Origin of the sequence: Ornithinibacter aureus, from assembly GCF_009858245.1 — a bacterium.
GTDB lineage: Bacteria > Actinomycetota > Actinomycetes > Actinomycetales > Dermatophilaceae > Fodinibacter > Fodinibacter aureus.
In genome coordinates this window covers 1,794,369-1,819,666 of sequence record NZ_VMSB01000001.1, presented here as the reverse complement: position 1 = coordinate 1,819,666, position 25,298 = coordinate 1,794,369, and the positions used below count along the sequence as shown (strand labels likewise).

The 25,298-nt window shown below is 71.4% G+C and carries 22 protein-coding genes and 1 pseudogene; 18 read left to right on the top strand and 5 right to left on the bottom strand.

Annotated features, from left to right (window positions below):
- Positions 1–3 precede the first annotated feature (3 nt).
- Genes nuoL through C8E84_RS08585 form a run of 4 tightly spaced genes read left to right on the top strand, consistent with a single transcriptional unit; the run spans position 4 to position 6,051 of the window.
- Complete coding sequence (gene nuoL, locus C8E84_RS08600; RefSeq protein WP_159901271.1) at positions 4–1,935, top strand: NADH-quinone oxidoreductase subunit L; 1,932 nt, start codon at positions 4–6, stop codon at positions 1,933–1,935.
- The gene (locus C8E84_RS08595) at positions 1,932–3,470 is read left to right on the top strand and encodes an NADH-quinone oxidoreductase subunit M (RefSeq protein ID WP_159901269.1); all 1,539 of its coding nucleotides are present in this window, start codon (positions 1,932–1,934) and stop codon (positions 3,468–3,470) included. Before nuoL ends, C8E84_RS08595 begins: the two co-directional genes overlap by 4 nt.
- Positions 3,467–5,026, top strand: coding sequence for an NADH-quinone oxidoreductase subunit NuoN (gene nuoN, locus C8E84_RS08590; protein WP_281348927.1), 1,560 nt, complete (start codon positions 3,467–3,469; stop codon positions 5,024–5,026). Before C8E84_RS08595 ends, nuoN begins: the two co-directional genes overlap by 4 nt.
- Before the next feature lie 5 nt (positions 5,027–5,031).
- The gene (locus C8E84_RS08585; protein ID WP_159901267.1) at positions 5,032–6,051 is read left to right on the top strand and encodes a polyprenyl synthetase family protein; all 1,020 of its coding nucleotides are present in this window, start codon (positions 5,032–5,034) and stop codon (positions 6,049–6,051) included.
- Between the two features lie 141 nt (positions 6,052–6,192).
- Here the strand turns inward: C8E84_RS08585 and C8E84_RS08580 are convergent, their stop codons facing one another.
- Complete coding sequence (locus C8E84_RS08580) at positions 6,193–7,485, bottom strand: MFS transporter (RefSeq protein WP_159901265.1); 1,293 nt, start codon at positions 7,483–7,485, stop codon at positions 6,193–6,195.
- Between the two features lie 115 nt (positions 7,486–7,600).
- Between C8E84_RS08580 and C8E84_RS08575 the strand changes: the two genes are divergently transcribed.
- The 3 genes and pseudogenes from C8E84_RS08575 to C8E84_RS08565 form a co-directional block, all read left to right on the top strand.
- Complete coding sequence (locus C8E84_RS08575) at positions 7,601–8,746, top strand: alanine racemase (protein ID WP_159901263.1); 1,146 nt, start codon at positions 7,601–7,603, stop codon at positions 8,744–8,746.
- Positions 8,743–10,044: a D-arabinono-1,4-lactone oxidase gene (locus C8E84_RS08570; RefSeq protein WP_159901261.1), complete on the top strand. Its 1,302-nt coding sequence runs from the start codon at positions 8,743–8,745 to the stop codon at positions 10,042–10,044. The genes C8E84_RS08575 and C8E84_RS08570 overlap by 4 nt, the downstream gene beginning before the upstream one ends.
- 6 nt (positions 10,045–10,050) lie before the next feature.
- Positions 10,051–10,269, top strand: a pseudogene (locus tag C8E84_RS08565) (DUF2804 family protein); the annotation flags it as partial.
- Between the two features lie 131 nt (positions 10,270–10,400).
- On the opposite strand, the gene rarD reads toward C8E84_RS08565, so the two are convergent.
- The 4 genes from rarD to C8E84_RS08545 all read right to left on the bottom strand — a co-directional run bounded on the left by rarD (position 10,401) and on the right by C8E84_RS08545 (position 15,562).
- A complete protein-coding gene (rarD, locus tag C8E84_RS08560) occupies positions 10,401–11,375 on the bottom strand; it encodes an EamA family transporter RarD (protein ID WP_159901259.1) in 975 nt (324 codons plus the stop codon).
- Positions 11,372–12,448 (bottom strand): 2-oxoacid:ferredoxin oxidoreductase subunit beta, encoded by a 1,077-nt coding sequence (locus C8E84_RS08555; RefSeq protein ID WP_159904645.1) that lies wholly within the window; start codon positions 12,446–12,448, stop codon positions 11,372–11,374. The genes rarD and C8E84_RS08555 overlap by 4 nt, the downstream gene beginning before the upstream one ends.
- A gap of 26 nt (positions 12,449–12,474) precedes the next feature.
- Positions 12,475–14,340 (bottom strand): 2-oxoacid:acceptor oxidoreductase subunit alpha, encoded by a 1,866-nt coding sequence (locus tag C8E84_RS08550; protein WP_159901257.1) that lies wholly within the window; start codon positions 14,338–14,340, stop codon positions 12,475–12,477.
- A gap of 169 nt (positions 14,341–14,509) precedes the next feature.
- Positions 14,510–15,562 carry an IS110 family RNA-guided transposase gene (locus C8E84_RS08545; RefSeq protein WP_159901255.1) on the bottom strand — a complete coding sequence of 351 codons (1,053 nt, stop codon included), beginning with the start codon at positions 15,560–15,562 and terminating at the stop codon, positions 14,510–14,512.
- Positions 15,563–15,941: 379 nt separating this feature from the next.
- Between C8E84_RS08545 and C8E84_RS08540 the strand changes: the two genes are divergently transcribed.
- The 11 genes from C8E84_RS08540 to C8E84_RS08490 all read left to right on the top strand — a co-directional run bounded on the left by C8E84_RS08540 (position 15,942) and on the right by C8E84_RS08490 (position 25,296).
- The gene (locus C8E84_RS08540; protein ID WP_159901253.1) at positions 15,942–16,301 is read left to right on the top strand and encodes an NADH-quinone oxidoreductase subunit A; all 360 of its coding nucleotides are present in this window, start codon (positions 15,942–15,944) and stop codon (positions 16,299–16,301) included.
- Positions 16,302–16,320: 19 nt separating this feature from the next.
- Positions 16,321–16,920 carry an NADH-quinone oxidoreductase subunit B gene (locus C8E84_RS08535; protein WP_159901251.1) on the top strand — a complete coding sequence of 200 codons (600 nt, stop codon included), beginning with the start codon at positions 16,321–16,323 and terminating at the stop codon, positions 16,918–16,920.
- Positions 16,917–17,333, top strand: coding sequence for a YrdB family protein (locus C8E84_RS08530; RefSeq protein ID WP_159901249.1), 417 nt, complete (start codon positions 16,917–16,919; stop codon positions 17,331–17,333). Before C8E84_RS08535 ends, C8E84_RS08530 begins: the two co-directional genes overlap by 4 nt.
- 200 nt (positions 17,334–17,533) lie before the next feature.
- A complete protein-coding gene (locus C8E84_RS08525) occupies positions 17,534–18,055 on the top strand; it encodes an NADH-quinone oxidoreductase subunit C (RefSeq protein ID WP_159901247.1) in 522 nt (173 codons plus the stop codon).
- A complete protein-coding gene (locus C8E84_RS08520; RefSeq protein WP_159901245.1) occupies positions 18,052–19,008 on the top strand; it encodes a complex I subunit 1/NuoH family protein in 957 nt (318 codons plus the stop codon). The genes C8E84_RS08525 and C8E84_RS08520 overlap by 4 nt, the downstream gene beginning before the upstream one ends.
- On the top strand, positions 19,005–19,667 hold the full coding sequence (locus C8E84_RS08515; RefSeq protein WP_159901243.1) for a 4Fe-4S binding protein: 663 nt from the start codon (positions 19,005–19,007) through the stop codon (positions 19,665–19,667). Before C8E84_RS08520 ends, C8E84_RS08515 begins: the two co-directional genes overlap by 4 nt.
- Positions 19,664–20,173, top strand: a complete 510-nt coding sequence (locus C8E84_RS08510) for an NADH-quinone oxidoreductase subunit J family protein (protein WP_159901241.1) — start codon at positions 19,664–19,666, stop codon at positions 20,171–20,173. The genes C8E84_RS08515 and C8E84_RS08510 overlap by 4 nt, the downstream gene beginning before the upstream one ends.
- Complete coding sequence (gene nuoK / locus C8E84_RS08505) at positions 20,170–20,478, top strand: NADH-quinone oxidoreductase subunit NuoK (protein WP_159901239.1); 309 nt, start codon at positions 20,170–20,172, stop codon at positions 20,476–20,478. Before C8E84_RS08510 ends, nuoK begins: the two co-directional genes overlap by 4 nt.
- Entirely contained in the window at positions 20,475–22,313 is a 1,839-nt protein-coding gene (locus C8E84_RS08500; protein WP_211675453.1) for an NADH-quinone oxidoreductase subunit 5 family protein, read from the top strand. Before nuoK ends, C8E84_RS08500 begins: the two co-directional genes overlap by 4 nt.
- A complete protein-coding gene (locus C8E84_RS08495) occupies positions 22,310–23,791 on the top strand; it encodes a complex I subunit 4 family protein (RefSeq protein ID WP_159901237.1) in 1,482 nt (493 codons plus the stop codon). The genes C8E84_RS08500 and C8E84_RS08495 overlap by 4 nt, the downstream gene beginning before the upstream one ends.
- Positions 23,788–25,296, top strand: a complete 1,509-nt coding sequence (locus C8E84_RS08490; RefSeq protein ID WP_246196854.1) for a proton-conducting transporter transmembrane domain-containing protein — start codon at positions 23,788–23,790, stop codon at positions 25,294–25,296. Before C8E84_RS08495 ends, C8E84_RS08490 begins: the two co-directional genes overlap by 4 nt.
- Positions 25,297–25,298 lie beyond the last annotated feature (2 nt).

The following is a 25,298-nucleotide window of genomic DNA, read 5'->3' as shown; positions in this document are numbered from 1 at the left end:
CCAGTGACCTCACTCATCACCGAGGGCAGCGGGCTGGCCCCAGTCGACGCGAGCGGCGCATCCGCGTTCGTGTGGCTGCTCATCGCCCTGCCCCTGCTCGGTGCGGCCGTGCTGCTGCTCGGCGGGCGTCGAACCGACAAGTTCGGGCCGCTGCTCGCGACCGCGCTGTCCTGGGGATCCTTCCTCGTCGGCGTCGCGATCATCGCGCACCTCATCGGCCTTCCCACCGAGGAGCGGGCGCAGCACCTGACACTGTGGAACTGGGTCCCCGCCGGGTCCTTCCAGCTCGACCTCGGGCTGCTCGCCGACCCGCTGTCGCTGACCTTCGTCATGCTCATCACGTTCGTCGGTTCGCTGATCCACGTGTACTCGATCGGGTACATGGAGCACGACCCCGACAAGCGGCGCTTCTTCGCCTACCTCAACCTGTTCATCGCCTCGATGCTCCTGCTGGTGCTCGCGGACTCCTACCTCCTGCTGTTCGTCGGCTGGGAGGGTGTGGGTCTCGCCTCCTACCTGCTCATCGGCTTCTGGAACTGGAACCCGGCGTACGCGAGTGCCGCGAACAAGGCGTTCTTCGTCAACCGCGTCGGTGACCTCGGCCTGTCGATCGCGATCATGGTCATGTTCGTGACCTTCGGCGGGGTCGACTACGCCACGGTCAACGAGGGGGTGGCCACCGCCAACCAGGGGGCGATCACCGCGATCGGCCTGCTGCTGCTCGTCGGTGCCTGCGGCAAGTCCGCCCAGTTCCCCCTGCAGAGCTGGCTCGGCGACGCCATGGCCGGCCCCACGCCGGTCTCCGCCCTCATCCACGCGGCGACGATGGTCACCGCCGGTGTCTACCTCGTCGTGCGCTCCAACGTCATCTACGACGCCACCCCCGATGCCCGCCTGGCCGTCGCCCTCGTCGGTGCGATCACCCTGGTGTTCGGGGCGATCGTCGGCTGTGCGAAGGACGACATCAAGAAGGCCCTGGCCGCCTCGACCATGAGCCAGATCGGCTACATGATGCTCGCGGCCGGCCTCGGCCCCGTCGGCTACGCCTTCGCGATCTTCCACCTACTCACCCACGGCTTCTTCAAGGCCGGCATGTTCCTCGGAGCAGGCTCGGTGATGCACGGGATGAACAACGAGGTGAACATGCGCCGCTTCGGTGGGCTGTCCACGGTCATGAAGATCACCTGGGCGACCTTCGCCCTGGGCTGGTTGGCCATCCTCGGGGTCCCGCCGTTCTCCGGTTTCTGGTCCAAGGACAAGGTCATCGAGGCCGCGTTCGTCGGTGAGGGCTGGCAGCCGTGGGTGCTCGGTGGTGCCGCCATGATCGGCGCCGGCGTCACCGCGTTCTACATGTCCCGCCTGTTCTTCATGACCTTCCACGGCGAGCGCCGCTGGGCCGACGACGTGCACCCGCACGAGTCGCCCCGCACCATGACCATCCCGATGATCGTGCTCGCCGTCGGTTCGGCCTTCCTCGGCCTGGCCCTCGGCCCGACCGGGGTCTTCACCCACTGGCTCGAGCCGGTCGTCGGTGAGCACGGCGAGGAGCACCCGGTGCTGCCCATCCCCGTGATCATGGCGCTGACCCTGGCGCTCGTCGCGGCCGGTGCCTACCTCGCCTGGGTGCGCTACGCCAAGGACGTCGTGCCCGAGGTCGCACCTCGCGGTTCGGTGCTGACGCGGGCCGCTCGTCAGGACCTCTACCAGGACGCCGTCAACGAAGGACTGTTCATGCGCCCCGGCATCCACCTCACCCGCGGACTCGTCTACGCCGACGCCAAGGGCATCGACGGCGCCGTCGGCGGTCTCGCAGCGTTGGTCGGAGGCTTCTCCTCGAGACTGCGACGACTGCAGAACGGGTACGCCCGGTCATACGCCTTGACGATGCTCTCCGGTGTCGTCGCCATCCTCGGCATCCTGTGGGTGATCCAGTGAGCTCCCTGCCCCTGCTGACCCTGATGATGGTCGTGCCGCTGCTCGGCGCGATCATCGTGGCCGCGCTGCCGGGTGACTCGGCCAAGCTCGCCAAGCCGATCGCCCTCGGTGCCTCGCTGGTGACCCTGGTCCTCGCGCTGATGGCGTGGGCCCGCTTCGACACCGGCGCCAGCGAGCAGTTCCAGCTCGCCGAGGTCCACCCCTGGATCCCGCAGTTCGGTGTCTCCTACGCGGTCGGTGTCGACGGCATCGCCCTGTCGCTCATCGTCATGGCGGCCATCCTCACGCCGATCTGCCTGCTCGCCGCGTGGAACGACGTCAGCGACGAGGGCTACTCGCGCGAGAAGCGGTACTTCGCCCTCATGCTCGTCCTCGAGGCGTTCATGGTCGGTGTGTTCGCGGCCACCGACGTGTTCCTGTTCTACGTCTTCTTCGAGGCGATGCTGATCCCGGTGTACTTCCTCATCGGGCTCTTCGGTGGCGCGCGACGTCAGTACGCCGCGGTGAAGTTCCTGCTCTTCTCCCTCGCGGGCGGGCTCATCATGCTCGTCTCGGTCATCGCCGTGTACTTCGCGGGACCGGGTGGGTCAGCCGGCTTCCTCATCGAGAACCTCACGGGCAACCTCGATGCCTCGCCGGAGGCCCTGCGCTGGATGTTCGTAGGCTTCTTCATCGCCTTCGCCGTCAAGGCCCCGATGTGGCCGGTCCACACGTGGCTGCCCGACGCCGCCACCGAGGCACGCCCCGCGACCGCGGTGCTGCTCGTCGGCGTGCTCGACAAGGTCGGCACCTACGGCATGATCCGCTTCTGCCTCCAGCTGTTCCCGGAGGCCTCGCAGTGGGCGACCCCGGTCGTCATCACCCTCGCGGTGATCTCGGTGATCTACGGGGCGCTGCTCGCGATCGGCCAGACCGACATGATGCGGCTCATCGCGTTCACCTCGATCAGCCACTTCGGCTTCATCGTCCTGGGCATCTTCGCCCTGACGAGTGTCGGCGGCGCCGGATCCACGCTGTACATGGTCAACCACGGCTTCTCCACGGCCGGGTTGTTCCTGCTCGCCGGGTTCCTCGTGGCTCGCCGCGGCAGCAAGCGGATCCCCGACTACGGCGGCTGGCAGCGGGTCACCCCGGTGCTCGCCGGCACGTTCCTGATCGTCGGTCTGTCCAGCCTGGCCCTGCCGGGTCTGTCGTCGTTCGTCTCCGAGTTCCTCGTCCTGCAGGGCACGTTCATGGTCTACCCGTGGGCTGCCGTCATCGCAGCCCTGGGCATCGTCCTCGCGGCCCTGTACATCCTGCTCATGTACCAGCGCGTCATGACCGGCCCGAAGCCGACCTTCGCCGAGGGCGAGGCCCCACCGGACCTGTCCTGGCGGGAGAAGGTCGTCGTCGCGCCGATCATCGCCTCGTTCCTCTTCCTCGGCTTCTTCCCGAAGCCGGTGCTGGACCTGGTCAACCCGGCCGTGGACCGGACGCTTCAGATCGTCGGCGTCTCGGATCCGGCCCCCGCCAATGCCTCCGGGAGTGAGAAGTGAACCCCGAGTTCTCGGCAGTCGACATCGACTACGCCGCCGTCGCCCCGATGCTCATCGTCGTCGCGGGAGCCCTCATCGGCGTCGTCGTGGAGGCCTTCGCTCCGCGACGCGCCCGCCACGGCATCCAGGTCGGCCTCACCGTGCTCACCCTCATCGCGGCCTTCGTGGCCCTCGTGGTGTGGTCACGCGACAACCTCACCGTGACCCTCGGTGGCTCCGTCGTCATCGACGGGGTGTCGGTCTTCCTCATGGGTGCACTGCTGCTCATGGCCGCGCTCAGCGTGCTCATCATGGCCGAGCGCTTCGGCGGGGTCGGCTCGGACGCGTTCACCCCGATGGGGGCCTCGACGCCCGGCTCGTCCCAGGAGGACGTCGCCACGCGGGCGGGGTACGCCACCTCCGAGGTCTTCCCGCTCACGTTGTTCGCCGTGCTCGGCATGATGGTGTTCCTCACGGCCAACGACCTCATCACGATGTTCGTCGGCCTCGAGGTGCTCTCCCTGCCGCTGTACGTGCTCACCGGGTTGGCCCGCCGCCGCCGTCTGCTCTCGCAGGAGGCTGCGCTCAAGTACTTCCTGCTCGGTGCCTTCTCGAGCGCGTTCTTCCTCTTCGGGGCGGCGCTGCTCTACGGCTTCGCCGGTTCCTCGGACCTGCGGGTCATCTCCGCGGCGATCTCCACGACGTCCAGTGACTTCGACGGTCTCCTCGTGCCCGGGGTCGTGCTCGTGCTCATCGGCCTGTTGTTCAAGGTCGGCGCCGTGCCGTTCCACTCGTGGACCCCCGACGTCTACCAGGGTGCGCCGACCCCGATCACCGGCTTCATGGCGGCCTGCACCAAGCTCGCCGCGTTCGGGGTGATCCTGCGGGTGACGTACGTGGGTGTCAGCGCGAGCCGTTGGGACTGGTCGGACGGTCTCTGGGCGGTTGCCGCGATCACGATGGTCGTCGGCGCGGTGCTCTCGGTCACCCAGACCGATGTCAAGCGATTGCTCGCCTACTCCTCGATCGCCCACGCGGGGTTCATCCTCGTCGGTGTCCTGGCGTTCTCGCAGGCGGCCATCGGCGGCGTGATGTTCTACCTCGTCGCCTACGGCTTCGCGACGGTGGCCGCGTTCGGCATCGTCGCGATGGTTCGTCAGGGTGGATCGGAGGCCTCTCACCTCTCGCAGTGGGCCGGTCTGGGGCGGCGTCACCCGGTCGTGGCCGGAGCGTTCTCGTTCCTGCTGCTCGCGTTCGCCGGCATCCCGCTGACCTCCGGCTTCACCGCCAAGTTCGCGGCGTTCTCGCCGGCCGTGCAGGCGGGCACCGGAGGCATCATCCTCGTCGTCATCGCCGTGCTGGCCTCGGCGGTCACCGCCTTCGTCTACGTCCGGCTGATCGTCCTGATGTACTTCACCGAGGCCTCCACGGAGGAGGGTGACGAGGTCGTCGCTCTCACGCCGTCGATCCCGTCGACCATCGGCATCACCGTCGGTGTCCTCGTGACGGCCGTGCTCGGCATCGTGCCCGGCTTCCTCCTCGACATCGCGAGCTCGGCCTCCGAGTTCCTCCTGTGACGCCCGTGGCGGCCACCCCTGCCCAGCGCGGCACCCCCTCGGTGCTCGAGCTGCCGGGGGCGACCGCCGATCTCCGGGAGCGCCTCGGCGCGGGGCTCGCCGCGGTGAATGCGCTCATCGAGGAGCGCGTGGACCACGACGACCCGTTCATCGCCGAGGCCGGAGCTCACCTCACGGCGGCCGGAGGCAAACGCTTCCGTCCTCTGCTGACGTTGCTCGCGGCCGAGGTCACGCAGGGCATCAACGAGCAGGTCGTCGCGGCGGCCGCAGGCGTCGAACTCACGCACCTCGCATCGCTGTACCACGACGACGTCATGGACGAGGCCGACGTGCGCCGCGGGGCGCCGAGTGCCAACGCGGCCTACGGCAACTCCACGGCGATCCTCGTGGGTGACCTCCTGTTCGGGACGGCCTCCGACATCGTCGCCGACCTGGGCCCGGATGCCGTGAAGATCCAGGCGCAGACCTTCATCCGGTTGTGCTCGGGGCAGATCCGTGACGATCGGCCTTGCCCCGCGGGCACCGACCCGGTGGAGTACTACCTCGGCGTGCTGGCCGACAAGACGGGGGTGCTCATCGCCACCGCGGCACGGTACGGGGCGATGTTCTCCGGCGGTGACGAGGAGACCATCGAGACCATGCGCGAGTTCGGCGAGCGCCTGGGGATGGCGTTCCAGCTGGCTGACGACCTCATCGACATCGAGTCGGATGCCGACGAGACCGGCAAGACGCCCGGCACCGACCTGCGCGAGGGCAAGCGCACCCTGCCGGTGCTGCACGTCCTCGCCTCGAGCGACCCTACCGATGCCCACCTCCAGGCGCTGCTGACCGGTGACCTGTCCGACGACGACCGGCTGGCCGAGGCGCTGACACTGCTGCGCGCCCACCCGGCGATGGACCGGGCCCGCGAGCACACGTATGCCGTGGCCCGCCGCGCGCAGGACGTGCTGACCGCTCTCCCGGACAGCGACGCCAAGGACGCGCTCAACGCCCTGGCCACCGGGGTCGTCACCCGCGTCGGCTGACCCGCAGGCCCCCAACCCCGTCCCGGAATCGACCAATAGGTCACCATAGCGACATCGGCCGGATGCCTCTGGCGTACCCGGAGTGACCTATTGGTCGTTGTGGGTACGGCTGGGGTGGGTCGCTGGCGTACCTGGAGTGACCTATTGGTCGATGTGGGGACGGCGGGGGATCGACAGCGACAGCGCCACCGCGGCGAAGCACATCGCCGCCGCGATGAGCCACGCCCAGTGGTAGTCACCCTGCTCGGTGCGCACCAGCCCCGCGACGCTGGCCCCGACCCCGGCCCCGATCATGTGCGAGGCGAACACCCACCCGAACACCACTCCCGAGCGTTCGAGACCGAAGTGGGTTCGGCACAGGGCCACGGTCGGGGGGACGGTGGCCACCCAGTCCAGGCCGTAGAAGACGATGAACACCCACATGCCGGGCACGATCCCGGGGGCCAGCACGGCATCCAGCGCCAACAGCGACAGCGCGCGCCCGAAGTAGTAGCCGGCGAGCAGCCACCGGGGGTCGACCCGGTCGGTCAGCCAGCCCGACGCGATCGTGCCGACGATGTCGAACACCCCCACCAGGGCGAGCAGGCCCGCGGCGGTGGTGGACGGCATCCCGTGATCGTGGGCCGCGGGGATGAAGTGGGTCTGGATGATGCCGTTGGTCGACCAGCCACAGATCCAGAACGTCAGGGCCAGTGCCCAGAACACCCAGGTGCGGCTCGCGAACCGCAGCACGCGCAGGGCGACGACCGCGGGTGAGGCGGTCGGTGCCGTCGGCGCATCAACCATCGACCCGGGTGGCAGCCCGTAGGGCAGCACCCCGACGTCGCCGGGTCGGTCGCGCAGGAAGGCCACGACGAGCACCGCGGTGAGGAGGGCCAGGGCGCTGACGATGAGGGCGGCGGCCCGCCACCCGGCATCCGACGCGGTGCGCGCGATGACGGGCAGGAAGATCAGCTGGCCCGTCGCGCTGGCCGCCGAGAACACCCCGGTGACCAGGCCGCGCTGCGTGTGGAACCAGCGGTTCGCGACGATCGCACCGAACACCAGCGCCATGGCCCCGGTGCCGACGCCGATGAACACGCCCCACAGCACCCACAGCTGCCACGGCGCGGTCATCACCGTCGTGAGCCCGCTCGCGACCCCGACGACGACCAGCGCCGTGGTCACCGTTCGCCGCACCCCCCACCGCTCCATCGCGGCGGCGGCGAAGGGTGCACTGATGCCGTAGAGCACGAGGTTGAGGCTGACCGCGCCGGACGTCGTGGCCCGCGACCAGCCGAACTCCCGCTCGATGGGTTCGAGGAGCACCCCGGTCGAGGACCGGAACGCGGCGGCTGCGACGAGGGCCGCGAGCGTCACGCCAGCCACAGCCCATGCGCGGTGCCAGCGCGTGCGGGGCGGGTCCCCCACGTAGGTCTCGACGTCCTCGGTCACCGACGCAGTCTGCCACCGGGCCGGCGGGGCGGGCGCGGTGTGTCCGGCGCTTCGACGGCGGCAGTGGTGCCCCAACCGCCGACGGGCCCGACGTCGCGTTCAGTAGGGTCGGGGGGTGAACCCGTGGGAGAGCGCAACAGCGGCCCTGCCCGCCCCTCTGGTCGCGGTGGATCTCGAGGCGTTCGACGCCAACGCCGACGACCTCGTGCGCCGTGCCGACGGCCTGCCGATCAGGGTCGCCTCGAAGTCGCTGCGGTGTCGTGCCCTGCTCGACCGGGTGCTCGCCCGCCCGGGGTTCGCCGGGGTCATGGCGTATGCCGTGCCCGAGGCGATCTGGCTCGTCACCGCAGGCGTGCGCGACGTGTTCGTCGCGTACCCGAGCGTCGACGTCGAGGCCCTGCGGGCGGTTGCCACCGACGATCTCCTGAGCCGCGAGGTGACCATCACCATCGACTCGGTCGAGCACGTCCGCTGGCTGCGCGACACCCTGGGTGCGGCCGCCCGTGGCCTCGGCGTGGCACTCGACGTCGACGCCTCGCTGCGCGTCGGCCCCGTGCACCTCGGCGTGCGGCGCTCGCCGACCCGTACCCCCGCGCAGGCCCTCGCCGTGGTGCGGGCAGCCCTCGGGGTGGGGCTCGACGTGCGGGGCGTCATGACCTACGACGCCCAGGTCGCCGGGCTGCCGGATGCCGGGCCACACCTTCGCGCCCTGAAGCGCCGTTCGGTCCCCGAGGTCGCCGACCGCCGCCGCGCCGTCGTCGAGGCGCTGCGGGCCGAGACCGACCTGCGGTTCGTCAACGCAGGCGGGACCGGCAGCCTGCACCGCTTCGCGGGCGACCCGGTCGTCACCGAACTGGCTGCCGGGTCAGGCCTGTACGCGCCCACGCTCTTCGACGCCTACGACGACTTCTCCCCACGCCCCGCGATGGCCTTCGCCCTGCCCGTGGTGCGGCGTCCGGCCCCGGGTTTCGCCACGGCCTTCGGTGGCGGCTACGTCGCGAGCGGCGAGCCGGGCTGGGCGCGTGTCCCGTCACCGGTGCGCCGTGGCCTGAAACTGGTGCGCACCGAGGCTGCCGGCGAGGTGCAGACGCCCCTGCACGGGGACGGAGCGGGTGACCTGGCGATCGGTGACCGCGTCTGGCTGCGCGGGGCCAAGGCCGGCGAGCTGCTGGAACGCTTCGACACCGTGCACCTCGTGAGCGCCGGGCAGCTGGTCGACAGCGTGCCGTCCTACCGCGGTGAGGGAAAGAACTTCGGATGACCAGCTGGCGCAACTGGGGCGGCAACGTCGTGGCGTCCCCTGTGCAGGTTCGTCATGCCACCAGCGCCGAGGCAGTCGCGGATGCCGTTCGCGCCGCTGCGCGTGCCGGGCTCGGTGTGCGCGTGGCCGGGTCCGGGCACTCCTTCACCCCGCTGGTCGCGACCGACGGGATGCTGCTGCACGTCGACGGCCTGAGCGGGGTGGTCGGCGTCGACCGGGAGCGCAACCGGGTCAGGGTGCTGGCCGGAACACCGTTGCACGTGCTCAACCCGGCGCTGCAGCGGCTTGGGCTGGCCCTGCCGAACCTCGGCGACATCGACCGGCAGACCATCTCCGGAGCCATCGCCACCGGAACCCATGGCACCGGCACCCGCCGACAGGGCATCGCGGCGGCGGTGACCGGCCTGACCCTCGTGCTGGCCGACGGCAGCACGCTGGAGTGCTCGACCGAGCGCGAGCAAGAGGTGCTCGCCGCCGCGGCCGTCGGGCTGGGCGCCCTCGGGGTCGTCACCGAGGTCGAACTCGCGTGCGTGCCCGCCTACCGGTTGCACGCCAAGGAGTGCAGCGAGGCGCTGAGCGACCTGCTGCCCCGCGTCCAGACCGAGGCCGACACCCACGACCACCTCGACCTGCACTGGTTCCCCCACACCGACCGCGTGCTCGTCAAGCGCAACGACGTCGTCGGCCCGCGGCAGGGCCCGCCGCCGCTCGCCCCGTGGCGGGCTCGGCTCGATGACGACCTCCTCGCGAACCGGGTGTTCGAGGTGATCAACCGCGGGGCCGCAGCGCTCCCGGCATCCGTGCCGGTGGTCAACCGGGCCACGGCGCGCGTGCTCGGGGCGCGCGAGTTCGCCGACGACTCCTGGAAGGTGTTCTGCTCCTCGCGCAAGGTGCGCTTCGTCGAGAGCGAGTACGCCGTGCCGCGCCACGCGGTCGAGGCGGTGCTCGCGGAACTTCGGGCGTGGTTCGACCGCACCCGCGCGCCCGTGCCGTTCCCGGTGGAGGTGCGCTTCATCGGGGCCGATGACGTGTGGCTGTCGACCGCGTACGAACGGGAGAACGCCTACGTCGCCGTGCACCAGTACCACCGGATGGACCCGCGGCCGCTGTTCGAGGCCTTCGAGGCGATCGTGGCCGAGCACGCAGGGCGGCCGCACTGGGGCAAGGTGCACACCCTGCGGGCCGACCGGCTGCGCGAGCTCTACCCGCGGTTCGACGACTTCCGAGCGGTCCGTGACCGCCTCGATCCCGGGCGGCGATTCACCAACGCCCACGTCCGCCACCTCCTCGGGGACTGAGCCGCCGTGCGGGTCACCGAACGCGAGATCACGGCCGAGGTCGAGCTCTGCCGACCCGACGGCACCCTGAACCCGGACGCGGTCGGCTGGACCCGGCATCCGCTCCACGACACGAGCCGGATCGGCCGCGGCCGGCGGGGGTGGGGCCGCACGAAACGGTGGGAGTACTGGGCGGTCACGACCCCGACCCACCTCGTCGGCGTCACCGTCTCGTCACTGGACTACGCCGGCTTTATCGGGTCACCCGATAAGTCCCGACTCTGCTGGACAAGGCTTGTCCGGTTGAGCGAGGGCTTGTCAGGGGGAGTGCTTCGACGCCGAGCCGTCGGGGGAGTGCTTCGACGCCCGAGGAGCCGTCAGGGGCACGGCTCCGGCGGGTCCTCGGGCAGTGCCCGCCGGTCCGCCCGGGCCGTCCTGGCCGCGCGCAGCGAGTCGACGCTCAGCAGGGCCAGCGCCACCCAGACGATCCCGAACCCGAACCACAGGCGGCCGCTCACGTGCTCACCGAGCAGGGTCACCCCGACGAGCAGCTGGAGCATCGGGGTGATGAACTGGATCAGGCCGACGGTGACCAGGGGGATCCGCCGGGCAGCCGCGGCGAACAGCAGCAACGGCACGGCGGTGACCACCCCGGCGAGCACGAGCAGCGTCGTGTGTACGACGCCGTGCCCGGCGAAGGTCGTCGCACCCTGCACCGACAGCACGACGATGACGCCGACGGCCACCGGCGCGAGCACCGCGGTCTCCGCGGCCAACGAGTGCAGCGCCTCCAGGCTCGCACCGACCCGCTTCTTCACCAGCCCGTAGAGACCGAACGTGAACGCCAGGCTGAGGCTGATCCACGGAAGCACGCCGCCGGCCACCGTGAGGTAGACCGCTGCCACCGCGCCCACGGCCACCGCTGCCCACTGCAGGCGCCTGAGCCGTTCCCCGAGCACGAGCACGCCGAGGCCGACGGTGACGATGGGGTTGAGGAAGTAGCCGAGGGCAGCCTCGTACGTGCGACCGGTGAGCACGGCGAGCACGTAGATGATCCAGTTGGCGGCGATGAGCAGGGCCGCCAGCGTGATGCCGGCGACGAGACGCGGTCGCGACAGGAACGGCCGGATCCACCAGAGGTCGCGACGCACGAGCAGCACGAGGGCGACGACGGCCAACGTCCACAGGATGCGGTGGGCCAGGATCTCCCAGGCCCCGGAGGGTTCGAGGGCCGCGAAGTACAGGGGGAACATCCCCCAGATGCCGTAGGCGAGGAAGGCGTATGCCGTGCCACGTCGTAGCTCGGCCTCCCCACCTCCCGTCGGGGCCGCGCCCGACGGAGGCGGGGTCACCCCACGGTCCAGGTGTCGCGTCCGCGCAGCAGGTCGGTGAGGTCGGCGTCGGTGGCGGGGCCCCCAGCGGTGCTGACCGCCGCGTCGACCTGGGCCCGCACGAGGTCGTCGTAGGTGGGCCGGTCGACCTGGCGGAAGATGCCCATGGGCACGTGCGTCATCTCGGGGGAGTCCAGCCGGGAGAGCTGGAAGGCCTGCGACGGGTCGTCGAGCGCCGGGTCGTGCACCACGACGGCACCCTTCTCGCCGGACGCGGCTTCAGCCTCGGCGATGAACTTCATGACGCCCGAGCCCTGCCGGACCAGCACCTTGCGCTCACCCTCCGCACCGACGGTGACGGCCTCGCCGGCGCGCAGCCGCACGATGCGGGCCTCCTGCTGGGTGCGGTCCTTGAGCACCTCGAAGGCGCCGTCGTTGAAGATCGGGCAGTTCTGGTAGATCTCGACCAGGGCGGTGCCTCGGTGCTCGGCGGCCGCCTTGAGGATGCCGGTGAGCTCGGCGCGGTCGGATTCCATCGCCCGCGCGACGAACGTCGCCTCGGCGCCGAGCGCCAGCGACACCGGGTTGAACGGGCTGTCGACCGACCCGACCGGGCTGGACTTCGTGACCTGACCGACCTTCGACGTGGGGGAGTACTGCCCCTTGGTCAGGCCGTAGATCTGGTTGTTGAACAGCAGGATCGTCATGTTGACGTTGCGGCGCAGCGCGTGGATGAGGTGGTTTCCGCCGATCGACAGGGCGTCGCCGTCGCCGGTGACGACCCACACCGACAGGTCCTCACGGCTCGTGGCCAGGCCCGTGGCGATCGCCGGGGCACGCCCGTGGATCGAGTGCATGCCGTAGGTGTCGAGGTAGTACGGGAAGCGGCTCGAGCAGCCGATGCCGGAGACGAAGACGATGTTCTCGCGCTTCAGTCCCAGCTCGGGCAGGAAGGACTGCACCGCGGCGAGGATCACGTAGTCACCGCACCCGGGGCACCAGCGCACCTCCTGGTCGGACGTGAAGTCGCGCTTGGTCTGCTTCCCGGCGTCGTCCGGGAGGTGGGGCACCGAGCGAAGGCCGCTGACCGGCATCCCGAGGTCTGTGGTCGTGGGGGTGCTCACGAGAGCTCCTCGAGGGTGGTGGAGATGACGTCGGCGAGTTCGACGGTGGAGAAGGGCAGCCCGCGTACCGAGGTGTGCGAGCGGATGTCGACGAGGTACTTCGCGCGCAGCAGCATCGAGAGCTGGCCGAGGTTCATCTCGGGGACGATGACCCGGTCGTACGACGTCAGCACCTCGCCCAGGTTCGCGGGGAAGGGGTTGAGGTGGGTCAGGTGGGCCTGCGCCACCGGGTGCCCGGCGTTGCGGACGACCCGGGTCGCGGCCGCGATCGGGCCGAAGGTCGACCCCCAGCCCAGCACGAGCACGCGGGCGTGGCCGCTCGGGTCGTCGATGACGAGATCGGGCACGGTGATGCCGTCGATCTTGGCCTGACGCAGCCGGGTCATCAGGTCGTGGTTGTCGGGGTCGTAGGAGATGTTGCCGGTGACGTCGGCCTTCTCGATGCCGCCGATCCGGTGCTCCAGACCCGCTGTGCCGGGCACGGCCCATGGCCGGGCCAGCGTCTCCTCGTCGCGCAGGAACGGGTGGAACGTGGGCTCGCCCTTCGGGTCGACCCCGTTGGGCTCGCTCGCGAACTCGACGGTGAGGTCGGGCAGGGAGTCGACCTCCGGCACCGACCACGGCTCGGAGCCGTTGGCGAGGTAGCCGTCGGACAGCAGGAACACGGGGGTGCGGTACGTCGTCGCGATGCGCACGGCATCCATCGCGGCGGTGAAGCAGTCGGCCGGGGTCTTCGGCGCGACGATCGGCACCGGGGACTCGCCGTTGCGGCCGAACATCGCCTGCAGCAGGTCGGCCTGTTCGGTCTTGGTCGGCAGGCCGGTGGACGGGCCGCCGCGCTGCACGTCGACGATGATGAGCGGCAGCTCGAGGGAGACGGCCAGGCCGATCGCCTCGGACTTCAGCGCCACCCCCGGCCCCGACGTCGTCGTGACGCCGATGGCGCCACCAAAGCTGGCCCCGAGGGCGATGCCGATGCCGGCGATCTCGTCCTCGGCCTGCATCGTCGTGACGCCGTGGCGCTTGAGCGAGGCGAGCGCGTGGAGGATGTCGGATGCCGGGGTGATGGGGTAGGAGCCGAGCACCAAGGGGATGCCGGCGCGGTGCGCAGCGGCGACCAGGCCCAGGGAGAGGGCGGTGTTGCCGGTGATGTTGCGGTAGGTGCCGACGGGCATCGTCGCGGCGGGCACGATGAAGGAGGAGGCGAAGTCCTCGGTGGTCTCGCCGTAGTTCCAGCCGGCGGTGAGCGCAGCGAGGTTCGCCGCGAGGATCTCGGGGCGCGCGCCGAACTTGCTCTTGAGGAAGGCCTCGGTGCCGGTGGTCGGGCGGGTGTACATCCACGAGAGCAGGCCGAGCGCGAACATGTTCTTCGCGCGCTCCTTCTCCTTGCGGGTGAGCGTCGGGAACTCGGCCAGGGCTTCCACGGTGATGCTCGTGAGGGCCACGGCGTGCACGTGGAAGGAGTCGAGGGTGCCGTCGTCGACGGGGTTGTCGGCGTAGCCGACCTTGGCGAGGTTGCGCTTGGTGAACTCGTCGGTGTTGACGATGATCGTCGCCCCGCGGGGCAGGTCGCCGAGGTTGGCCTTGAGGGCTGCCGGGTTCATCGCGACGAGTACGTCGGGGGCGTCACCGGGGGTGAGCACGTCGTGGTCGGCGAAGTGCAGCTGGAAGCTGGAGACGCCGGGCAGCGTGCCCTGGGGGGCGCGGATCTCGGCCGGGAAGTTGGGCAGCGTCGACAGGTCGTTGCCCAGGGCAGCGGTGTCGCTGGTGAACCGGTCGCCGGTCAGCTGCATGCCGTCGCCGGAGTCCCCGGCGAAGCGGATGACGACGCGGTCGAGCGTCTGGACGGTCTTGCTGCTCACGGGGCACCCTGTGGTCAAGTCGGCGACGGAAACTCACGTGCTGTGCCGCCGGTTCTGCCGCGGGCGCAGCGTTCTCCATGGTACGTCGCGATGAGGGTAGCCTCACCGCTGTCCACGAGGTGTCGGTCAGACGTACCCCGGGCGACCAATAGGACGCTCCTATGGGTTGTCAAGCCGTTGATGGGTGATGTTCGAGGATTCGGTAGAGGTCGCGGGCGATGTAGCGCTTGAGGCAGCGGCGGATCTCGCGTGGGGTCTTGCCCTGTGTGGTGCGCCGGTCGGTGTAGGCCTTGGTGGGTTCGTGGTAGCGCTGGCGGACCAGCACGATGGTGTGCAGCGCCCGGTTGAGCTGGCGGTCACCGTGGCGGTTGAGCCGGTACCGGGTGGTGACCTGACCGCTGTTGGCGGGGATCGGGGCGACGCCGGCGAGCATCGCGAATCCGGCCTCGGTGTGGATCCGCCCAGGGTGGGACCACGCGCACAGCACTGTCGCGGCGACGATCGGGCCGATACCGGGCTGGTCGAGCAAGTCCGGGCGCCAGGAGCGGACGATGGCCAGGATCTGCTTCTCCAGGTCGGCGGCCTCGATGGTCAGGGCCTGGGTGCGTCGGGCCAGGGTCCGCAGCGTGGTCGCGGTCGCGGCGGACTCGCGGTCCCAGTTGCTCTGGATGCGCAGCCGAGCGGCGACCCGCACCATCTCGGGCAGCTTGCGCCCGCGCAGCTTGGTACGCAGGTGCTCGGGGGCGGCGATGACCAACGAGAACAGCTGCCGTTGCGCCACAGTGGAGGCGTCCACGGCGGAGCGGCGGGCGGCCAGCAGCACCGACAGTGCCTGACGGTCCCCACCAGCGCGCGGGGTACCCAGCTTCGGGCGGGCCAGCGCCTCGCGGGCGGCGCGGACCGCGTCCAACAGGTCGGACTTGGCACCGTGGCGCCGCTTGGTGCGTTCGGGCCGGTCCAGCTCGACGACCACTTCCTCGGCGCGGCCCAGGTGTCGGACCAGGCCGGCGCCGTGACCACCGGTGCCCTCGATGGCCCATACCCGCAACGCGCTGTGCGCGTCAGCGAGGTCGACCAGGTCCTGGTAACCCTGCGGGGTGGTGTGCACGGTCAGCTCATCGAGCACCGCACCAGTTCTGGCGTCGACGACCGCGGCGGTGTGGGTCTCGACGTGGGTGTCGACGCCGATGACGACCTCGACGATCTCGGACAAACTGTTCATTGCGTTCCTCCCGATGCTCTGGAGCGGACGAAGGGTCCGGTCCGGGAGGAGTCACGGCAGGACTGTGACGGGACACGCCGACGCTGCGAACGCCGGCGGTCAAGCTCCTGATCAGGCCAGTCAAACTCCGACCGGGCCGGGGCCGACCACCCCGAGCGGACAAGTCCGGTCAAAGGCACAAAGCCAGTCAGGCCAAGAGTCACACCCGAAGCAGTCGACCACAGCCCAGCACGATCAGGCTGCGCTGTCGATCCTCACAGTCAGTGCAGGTACGGGCGCCGGGTGGTCGGTGGTGTACCCCGAGTGACCTATTGGTCGGTGCAGGTACGGGCGGGCGAGGCTCGCTCACCAGGGTGGGGGCGCACTAGGCTCGCTCACCATGGAGGGCTACGCGGCAGCAGCGGCAGTGGTGCTCGCCGGCGTGCTGCTCGTCACCGCCGCGATGGTCGCCCGCCGACTGCTCGCGCCCCGGGCCGTCACCGAGGCCGGGCTGCGCACCTACGAGAGCGGCGTCGACCCCGTCGGCACGGGCTGGGCGCAGAGCCAGATCCGCTACATCGCCTTCGCGTTCCTCTACGTCATCTTCGCCGTGGATGCCGTGTACCTCTTCCCGTGGGCCTTGGTGCTGCGTGACCCCGAGCTCGGCGTCGCCTCCCTGGCCGAGGTTGTGGTCTTCGTCGGAGTCATCCTCGTCGGGCTGCTGCACGCCGGTCGGCGCGGCCTGCTGCGGTGGGTCTGAAGCGGCATACGCTCTCCCCATGAGCGTCGACCTGCCCATGCCACGCGTCGGTCCGCTCGCCGAGCACGCGCCGAAGCCGATCCGCGTGGTGCTGAACTGGGGTCGCCGGTACTCGCTGTGGGTGTTCAACTTCGGCCTGGCGTGCTGCGCGATCGAGTTCATCGCGACCTCGATGGGCCGCCACGACTTCATCCGCCTCGGCGTCATCCCCTTCGCGCCGGGCCCGCGCCAGGCCGACCTCATGGTCGTCTCGGGCACGGTCACCGACAAGATGGCACCGGCCATCCGCCGGCTCTACGACCAGATGCCCGAGCCGAAGTACGTCATCTCGTTCGGGGCGTGCTCCAACTCCGGTGGGCCGTACTGGGACTCGTACTCCGTGACCAAGGGCGTCGACCAACTCATCCCGGTCGACGTGTACGTACCCGGGTGCCCTCCCCGACCGGAGGCGTTGCTCCAGGGCATCATCCGGCTCCAGGAGAAGATCGCCGACGAGCGGGTGAGTGGGGCCGCCATCGCAGCCCGCCAGCCCGGCCGTGCGGCAGTGGCCCCGCGGTTCGCCGGGCACCGCACCGCCGAGGCGGGCGAGGTCACCCGCGGCCTCGTGACCAAGCCATGAGCAGCGAGGGCCGAGCCCCCCGGCCGACCCCCGGCCACGGGCCCGAACTGTTCTCGACCCCGAGCCTGCTCGCCCTCGCGGTGGTCGCCTTCGTCGTCGAGCTGGCCCTGTTCGGCGGCGCCGGGGCGATCGCGCACCACGCGGTCGGTGGCGGGCTGGTCGGCTGGGTGGCAGCGGTGGTCGCGGTCGCGGCGGTGCTCATCCTGTGGGGGTTGTTCATGGCCCCCAAGGGCCGGTTCCGGTTGCAGCCCGGCGCCCGGGTCGTCGTGGCCGCCCTGTTGTGCCTGGCCACGGCCTACGGCCTCGTGGATGCCGGGTGGTCGGCCTGGGGATGGTTCGTCGGCATCGCGGGCATCGCCGTCGTCGCAGCGCAGCTGGTCCTGCCGACGGCTGAACGACCGGATGGCCGCTGAGCAGATCTGTCCGCTGGGCAGGCACGGTCGGGGGTGGGGTGTAAGGGGCGCGGCCAATCGCGCGTTTGGCATCTCGTGTGCGGGGTGGCATGTCCGGAGGTGGGGTGTCAGGGGCGCGGCCAATCGCGCGTTTGGCACCCCACAGCCATTCGTGCGGCCGGTCGGGGGCGCCCCGGCAGCCCGGTCGCTAGGCTGCCGACGTGGCGGATCAGACGCGGGTGGTTCAGGCCGGGCAGTGGCGTGACGCCCTGGCCGCCGCCCGCGACGAGGGCTTCACCTTCTTCGACTGGCTGAGTGCCGTCGACCGCACCTACGACGAGGCCGCACCGGGCTTCGACGTCACCGCCCACCTGCTCGACGTGCGCACCCCGGGTGCGCTCGACGGCATCCTCATCGTGGCCAGGGTCCCCGACGGCGAGCCCGTCGACTCGGCCACCGACCTCTTCGCCGGCGCCGCCTGGCACGAACGCGAGACCCACGAGATGTTCGGCATCGAGTTCACCGGGTTCGACGACGGCAGCGGCGAGGGCCTGCGCCCGCTGCTGCTGCCCGACGGCTTCGAGGGCACACCGCTGCGCAAGTCCTTCCAGCTCGCCGCCCGGGCCTCGAAACCCTGGCCCGGGGGCAAGGAACCCGGCGAGGGTCACGACTCCGCCAAGTCGCCGAGCCGCCGCCGTGTCCAGGCACCCGGCGTCCCTCCACCCGAGTGGGGCCCGCGGTGAGCCTGCTCGAGGCGGCCCTGCGCGCGGCCTCCGTGCTCGCCGCCTTCCTCGTGCTGCCGCTGCTCGTCGGGCAGGCCGAGCACAAGGTCATGGCCCACATGCAGGGTCGGCTCGGACCGATGTATGCCGGTGGCTTCCACGGGTGGGCCCAGCTCGTCGCCGACGGGGTGAAGTTCGTCCAGAAGGAGGACATCACCCCGCGCGCGGCCGACCGGTGGGTGTTCCGCCTGGCCCCGGCCGTCGCGCTCATCCCGTACCTGCTCGCGATGGCAACCATTCCGATCCATCCCGGGGTTGCTGCAGTCGACGTGCCAGGCTCGCTCGTGCTCGTGCTCGCCGCCACGTCGGTCGGGGCCCTCGGCACCCTCATGGCCGGATGGGCCAGCGCCAACAAGTACGCCCTGCTCGGGGGCCTGCGCGCCGCCGCGCAGCTCGTGTCCTACGAGCTGCCGATCGTGCTTGCGCTGGCCTCGATCGCCATGGCCGGCGGGTCGCTCTCGCTCATGGCCCTCACGCAGGCCTGGTCGCCGTGGTGGCTGCTGTGGCAGCTGCCGGGCGGGCTGGTCTTCCTCGTCGCGGCGTGCGCCGAGCTGCAGCGCCCCCCGTTCGACATGCCCGTCGCCGACGCCGAGCTCGTCATGGGCGCCTGGACCGAGTACACCGGGCTGCGCTTCGCGTTCTTCCTGCTCGCCGAGTACGCCGGCATCGTCGTCATGTCCCTGCTGTTCGCCGTGCTGTGGCTCGGCGGCTGGCACGGGCCGTTCGAGGGCACGCTCGGGTGGCTGTGGACCCTGCTGAAGGGATTCGGTGTGGCCGTTCTCGTCATCTGGGTGCGCGTCGCCTGGCCGCGACTGCGCGAGGACCAGCTCCAGCGCCTCGCGTGGCTCTGGCTCGTCCCGATCGCGCTCGCTCAGCTGCTGCTGACCGGCGCCGGGGTGGTGATGGGCTGGTGAGGCCGCTGCCCGGCATCCTCAAGGGCCTGATCACGACGGCCCGCACGGCGCTGCGCCCGACGCACACCGCCGAGTACCCCGACGTCGCACCCGAGCTGCCCCCGCGCAGTCGTGGCGTCATCGCGCTGCTCGAGGAGAACTGCACCTCGTGCATGCTCTGTGCGCGCGAGTGCCCCGACTGGTGCATCTACATCGACTCGCACAAGGAGACGATCCCCGCCACGACCGAGGGCGGGCGCGATCGCCAGCGCAACGTCCTCGACCGCTTCGCCATCGACTTCAGCCTGTGCATGTACTGCGGCATCTGCATCGAGGTCTGCCCGTTCGACGCGCTGCACTGGAGCCCCCAGTTCGAGTACGCCGAGGTCGACCTGCTCGACCTGCTCCACGAGAAGGACCGCCTCGGCGGGTGGATGGCGAGCGTGCCGCCGCCGCCGGCCCTGGACGAGAAAGCGGCCGAGCCGGCGGAGATCGCGGCGGCCAACCGCCCGGCGCGCGGCGCCGGCCTCGCGGGCGGGGCCGGGGGCGCCGGGGGAAGTGGGCCGCGGATGCCGCGTACCGTGCGTCCGCGCGCGGCGGGTTCACCGCGACCGGATGCCGGGTCGCCACCTCCGGATGCAGGATCACCGCCCCCGGATGCCGGCGAGGCCTCCCCGTGACGGCCCTGGACACGGCGTTCGCCGCGACGGCCCTCCTCGCCGTCATCGGTGGCCTGTTCGCCGTGACGACCCGCCACGTCGTGCACGCGGCGCTCTGGCTCGTCGTCGCCCTGCTCGGCGTGGCCGGCTCGCTGCTCGTGCTCGGAGCAGAACTCGTCGCGCTCGTGCTGGTGCTCGTCTACGTCGGCGCCGTCGTCGTGCTGGTGCTCTTCGCGCTCATGCTGACCAGGGCCCCGATCGGCCCCGACCTGGCCCACCGCGTCGGCCCGGCGCGCACCGGCGGGGCCGCGCTGCTCGGTGGCGCCGTCGCCGTGCTGCTCGGCTCGGTGCTGGTGCCCCTGGCCGGCGACCCGGTGCAGCGCGCCGACGTCACGAGCACCCAGGTCGCCGGGCAGCTGTTCGCCACGTGGGTCTGGCCCTTCGAGCTGCTCTCCGTGCTGCTGCTCATCGCGCTGGTCGCGGCCCTGGCCGTGTCGCGCATCCCCCGCGAGGGGCGGCCGTCGTGATCCACCTCGCCGGCCCCTACCTGCTCGCCAGCGCCCTCGTCGGGCTCGGCGTCTTCGGCATCGCCGTACGCCGCAACGCCGTGCTCGTGCTCGTCGGGGTCGAGCTGGTGCTGAGCGGGTCGCTCGTCCTGCTCGTCACGACCCAGGCAGCCGCGGCCGACCGGTGGGCGGCGGGCAGCATCCTGCCCCTGTTCGTCATCACCATCGCGGCGGCCGAGGTCGTCGTCGCCCTCGCGGTCATCCTCGCGGCCTTCCGGCAGCGCGAGCGCATCGACCTCGACGAGCGCAGCGGGGAGGCCCCGTGAACCCGTGGCCGGTGGTGGCCCTTCCCGCCCTCGCATCGCTGATCGGTCTGTTCGCCGGGCAGAACCTGCGCGACCAGCGGCTGGCCAAGGGGCTCGCGGTGGGCGCGAGCGCGGCATCCCTCGTGCTCGTTCTCGTGGCCTGGGCCGCTGGTGCCGAGGCCCTCGAGGCGGCCGGGCCGGGAGTCGCCGCCGGTGAGCTGAGCGTGCCGCTCGCCCTGCTCAGCGACCCGACCCGTCTGGCCGTCGGCGCCGTCGTCGCCCTCGTCGCGCTGTGCGTGCAGGCCTACTCGGCGATCTACCTGCGCACCGACGACCGCTACCCCCGGTTCGCCGCCACCGTGTCGTTGTTCACCGCGGCCATGCTCCTCGTCGTGTTCTCCGGCGACCTCGTGCTGACGGTCATCGGGTGGGAGGTCATGGGCTGGTGCTCCTACCTGCTCATCGGGCACTGGTCGCGTCGGCACAGCGCCCGCCGGGCCGCCCACAAGGCGTTCCTCGTCACTCGCGTCGCCGACATCGGGTTCGTCCTCGGGATGGTCGGCCTCGCCGCCGGAGCCGGCACGACCAGCCTGACCGGCGTCGTCGACGCCTGGTCCAGCGAGGGCGCCGACGGTGCCGATGGCGCCGCGCGGGCCGTCGCGATGACGCTCGTCGTCATCGGTGTGCTCGGCAAGTCCGCGCAGGTGCCCTTCCAGGACTGGCTCGCCGACGCCATGGAGGGCCCGACCCCCGCCAGTGCCCTCATCCACGCGGCCACGATGGTCGCGGCCGGCACCGTGGTGCTCGCCGGGCTCTTCCCCGTCCTCGCCCTGAGCCACCCGGCGCGCTGGGTGCTCGGCCTCTCGGTCGCCGTGACGATGGTGCTCGCCGCGGTGCTCGCCTTCGCCCAGAGCGACCTCAAGCGCCTGCTCGCGTGGTCGACGGTCAGCCAGGTGGGGGTCATGCTGTCGGCCCTGGCCGCCGCGCCGTTGGCCGAAGGGCCGGATGCCGGTCTGTTCCACCTGTGGTCGCACGCCATCTTCAAGGCCCTGCTGTTCCTCGCGATCGGGTGGGCGTCGGTCATCGCCGGTGGCACGGCGGTCACGACCCTGCGCGGCAGCGCCGCCGCGATCCCGATCCTGCGGGTCTCCTTCCTCTTCGGGTTGTTGTCGCTCGCCGGGGTGCCCTTCGTCGTCGGTGGCCTGTCCAAGGAACACGTGATCGCCGCGGCGTGGCACGGTGCCGTCGAGTCCGGGCCGGGGCTGGTCGTCCTCGTCGCCCTGCTGGTCACGGTCGCCGTCACCGCCGCCTACTGCACCCGTGCCTACCTCCTGCTCACCGCCCACGTCCGCAGCAGCGAGGTGGGGGAGCGGGTCGGGGCGACGCCGGTGCCACCCGTGGTCCGGGTCGTGCTCGGGGGGCTCGTCGTGCTGAGTGCGATCGGCGGCCTCGTCCTGTTCACCGACGCCTTCGACGTCGGGTCGGCCTCGCTCGCCTGGATCGCGATCACCGCGCTCATCATCGCCGTCGGTGTCGCCGCGGCCCTGCGTGGCGGCCTCGACAAGGACCCGGCGCAGGTGCTCGCGGCCCGCCTGGTTCCCCACGCGGATGCCGGGCTGGGCGCCGACGCGTTCTACCGCGCCGTCGCCGTCACACCGGTGCTCGGGCTCGCCCGCGTCGTCGCGTTCCTCGACACCGAGGTCGTCGACCTCTACGTGCGGGGTGCGGCCGTCGCCACCCGGGCCGCCGGGTGGCTCGGAGCCCGGGCCCACCACGGGGAGCGGCCGAGTTCGGCCATCGGGCTCGTCCTCGGGGCCGTCGTCGTGCTCGCGATGGTCGGGGTGCTCGCCTCATGATCAGCCTGCTGCTCGCCCTGCCCGCAGCCGTCGGGTTGTGGCTCGTGACCGCGGGACGCGACGTGTCGGTGGCGCTCGCCCGGATCGTCACCGCGGTGTCCGCCGTGCTCACGCTCGGGGTCGCAGTCGTCGTCAGTGCTGCCGGGTCCAGCGTCGACCGCGCGTGGCTGCCCGACCTCGGGGTGCGCTGGTCCTTTGGCGTCGACGGCATCGCCGTCCCGCTCGTGCTCCTCACCGCCGCCATCGGGGTGCTCGTGGCCGCCCACGCCTGGGTCGACCTGCCGGCCGGAGGCAGTCCCGCAGCGTTCCTCGGGTGCCTCCTGCTCGTCGAGGCCGGTGCGCTCGCGACCTTCACCGCCCGCGACGCCGTGCTGTTCTTCGTCGCCTTCGAACTCGTCCTCGTGCCGATGTGGGTGCTGATCAGCCGGTACGGCGACCCGCACGACGCCGCCGCCCGCACCGAGGCGGGCTACCGGTTCGTGCTCTACACGGCGGTCGGCTCCACCCTGATGCTCGTCGGCATCCTCACCCTCGTCACCTCGGCCGGCACCTCCGACCTGTGGGCCCTGGCCGACGGTGCGAGCCGGGCGCTCACCGCGGATCGCCAGCTGCTCGTCGCAGGCCTGCTCGTCGCCGGGCTCGCCGTCAAGGTGCCCGTTGTCCCCCTGCACACCTGGCTGCCGTCGGCGCACACCACCGCCCCCACCGCCGGGTCGGTGCTGCTGGCCGCCGTGCTGCTGAAGATGGGTACCTACGGCCTGGTCCGCCTCCCCGTGGCCACCGTGCCCGACGGGTTCGCCCGGCTCGCCCCGGTCCTCGCGGTCCTCGGTGTCGTCGGGATCATCTGGGGTGGTCTGATCTGCCTCGTCGAGCGCGACCTCAAGCGCCTCATCGCCTACTCCTCCGTCGCCCACATGGGATTCGTCGTGCTGGCCCTCGCAGCCGGCTCCGAGACCGGTCTGCAGGCGGCCCTGTTCGCGAACATCGCCCACGGCGTCATCTCGGCCCTGCTGTTCTTCCTCGTCGGCGGCCTCAAGGCACGGTGGGGCGGCGTCGACCTCACGGTGTCGCGACCAGCTCTTCGGGAGTCGTCGCCGCGGCTGGGCTTCCTGCTCGTGCTCGGCCTCGCCGCGAGCCTGGGGCTGCCCGGCCTGGCCGGGTTCTGGGGTGAGTTCTTCGCCGTGTATGCCGCGTGGTCGCCGGCCGACGGTCGCCCCCGTGCGCAGTTCATCGTCTGCGCGGTCCTCGCGGCCGTGGGAGCCGCACTCGCTGCCGCCTACTCCCTCCGGGTGGCCCGCACCATCTGGGTCGGTGACGCCCTGAGGGAGGGGGAGCGGGTGACCCCCGACGCCCACGGAACCGAACTCGGCATCCTCGGGGTGCTCGCGGCATCCGTCATCGTCCTCGGAGTCTTCCCGGGGATCGTGCTCGACCGCACCGCCGGTGCGGTCAGCCAGCTGATCGCGTGGTGGCCATGATGACGGCCCTGAGCACGGCATCCCTCGTGAGCATCGACGCCATTGCGCTGGCGCCGGCGCTGCTGCCCGCCATCGGGGGCGTGCTCGTGCTCCTCGGTGACGCGCTTCTGCCCGGGCGCCGCGACTGGCAGGTCGGTCTGGGGCTGACCGTGCTCGTCGTCGGAGTCGTCGGTGCCCTGATCTCGGCGGTGCAGGCCGCGGACGATGCGGTGCGCACGCTGTGCCTCCCGGCGCCCGAGGGGGCCTGCCTGTGGACCGGGAGCCCGATGACCGGCACCCTCCAGGTCGGCATCCTCGCAGCGACGGCCGCGGCGCTCGCCCTGCTGCACGACCGGGACGGCGGCCCGCGCGACACGACGGTGACGACCGCCCTGCTGCTCGCCGCTGCGACGGGCGGTGCCGGCGTCGCGGCCTCGCGCGATCTCGGCACCTGGCTGGTCACGCTCGAGCTCGCCACGATCCCCCTGGTCGCGCTCGTGGCGCTTCGTGGCACCCGCTCCGCCGCCCACGGCGCGCTCACGCTGCTCGTCACCTCGGTGACGTCGTTCGCGCTGCTCGTCCTCGGGGTGGCCCTGTGGATGACCGCGACGGGTGATGCCGCGTTCGGCACCGACACCGTGGCGCTCGCCTGGGCGGACCTGAACCGACGCGGCGTGCTCGTGCTCGCGGCGGTCGTGCTGCTCGCCGGGCTCGGGTTCAAACTCTCGCTCGTGCCGTTCCACGCCTGGACACCGCAGGCGTACTCCACCGCCGACCTCGGCACCGCCACCGCCCTCGCGGCGGCCTCGAAGATCTCTGCCGCGGCAGCCCTCCTCGTCGTCGTGCAGGCCTTCGTCGGGGTGCCCGGGGACCTGCGGCAGGTGAGCATCGTGCTCGGCACGCTCGCCGCGGCATCCATGCTGCTCGGCAACGTCATGGCCCTGCGTCAGGACGACGTGACCCGACTGCTCGCGTGGTCCACCGTCGCGCAGGCTGGATGGGTGGTGCTGCCGCTGGCGGCGCTGACGACCGCCGGCATGAACGCTGCCGCCGTGTACGTGCTGACGTATGCCGTGGCCACCGTCGTGGCGTTCGCCGCCGTCGCCGCGGTGGGGGCGGGGCCGCTGTCCCGGATGCGTGGGCTGCTGCGGCGTGACCGGATGACCGGGGGTGCGCTCGCGTTCGCGCTGCTCGTGCTCGCCGGGCTGCCGCCGGGCGTCATCGGCCTCGTCGCCAAGGTCGTCGCGCTCCGCCCGGCCGTGGAGCAGGGGCTGTGGCCGCTGGTGTTCGTGGCCGTCGTGGCGGTGGTGCTCGGCATCGCCGTGTACCTGCGCTGGTTCGCGGTGCTGATCGGCGACGCGGGCGCACGCGGGGATGCCGACGAGGGCAGCGAACCGGGCGCCGCGACGCACGAGGTGAGCACCCCGGCATCCGGTGGTGGGGCGAGGGTGGTCCTCGTGGCGGGAACGGTGCTGCTCGTGCTGCTCAGTGCCCTACCGGGATTGCTCCTCGGTCTGGTGTCATGACG